Consider the following 1,135-nt stretch of genomic DNA (forward strand, 5'->3'; position numbering starts at 1 on the left):
CTAGTGTCGCGTGTTTGAAGTCTATTTACGCTTGATCTTGTCGAGGATCTGGTCGGCGGTCTTGGTCCAGGTGAAGGGCTGGCAGCGGCTGTTGTAGCCGTCAATGAAGGCGCGGATGGCGGCCTTGAGGTCGGGGACGGACTCGAAGGTGCCGCGTCGTATGGCCTGCCGGGTGATGATCCCGAAGAAGATCTCGACCATGTTCAGCCAGGAGCAGGAGGTGGGGGTGAAGTGCAGGGTGATCCGGGGGTTCTTCGCCAGCCACGCCTTGACGTTGGGATGCTTGTGGGTGGCGTAGTTGTCGACGACCACGTGCAGTTTCACCCGGGGGTGGGCCTTGGCAACCTGCTTGAGGAAGGCCAGGAACTCCTTGTTGCTGTGCCGCTCGAAGCAGGCATCGGCGCTGATCTTCCCGGTGGCGACCTCCAGGGCGGCGAACAGCGAGGTCGTGCCGTTGCGCTTGTAGTCGTGCGTCTGCCGCTCGGGCAGACCCGGCCGAAGCGGCAGCATCGGGGCGGTCCGGTCCAGCGCCTGTATCTGGGTCTTCTCGTCCACGCAGACCACGACCGCCTTCTCCGGCGGAGCCAAATACAGCCCGACAACGTCACGGATCTTCGGCTCCAGCTCGGGATCGGTGGAGAATTTGAACGTCTCCACCCGGTGCGGCTGCAGGCCCCACTTGCGCCAGATCTTGGCCACCGCGGAGAACGACAGCCCCAGCTCCGCGCCCAGCAGTCGCGCCGACCAGTGCGTCACCCCCAGACGGGCCGGCGGCCGGCCGTTCCCGGCCAGCGTCGCCACCAGCACCGCCACCTCGTCCACCGTTCCCGGCCGGCCTGGACGCGGCTGGTCCCCGAGCGCATCGATTCCCGAAGTCCCGTACCGGTCACGCCACTTCAGCACGGTGGGACGCGAAGTCCCCAACCGGGCGGCAATGTCCGTGTTGGACACGCCCTCCGCCGCCAGCAGCAGGATCCGCGCCCGCTGCACCAACCCTGCCGGGGCCGTCGACATCCGCGTCAACGCCTCCAGGCGCGACCGGTCACCCTCACGGAGCTGCAACGCAGCGGCCAGATACACAGCTCCATTGTCCCGAAACCGCAAACGTAAAGCCACTTCAAACACGCAACACTAG

Annotated in this window: 1 protein-coding gene; it reads right to left on the reverse strand. The window is 66.0% G+C overall.

Annotated features, from left to right (window positions below; all coding sequences use genetic code 11):
- Nucleotides 1-21: 21 nt before the first annotated feature.
- Nucleotides 22-1,080 (reverse strand): IS630 family transposase, encoded by a 1,059-nt coding sequence (locus ACFXPL_RS37145; RefSeq protein WP_384927588.1) that lies wholly within the window; start codon nucleotides 1,078-1,080, stop codon nucleotides 22-24.
- Nucleotides 1,081-1,135: the final 55 nt, after the last annotated feature.

It is taken from the genome of Streptomyces sp. NPDC059092 (assembly GCF_042756365.1).
Taxonomy (GTDB): Bacteria; Actinomycetota; Actinomycetes; order Streptomycetales; family Streptomycetaceae; genus Streptomyces.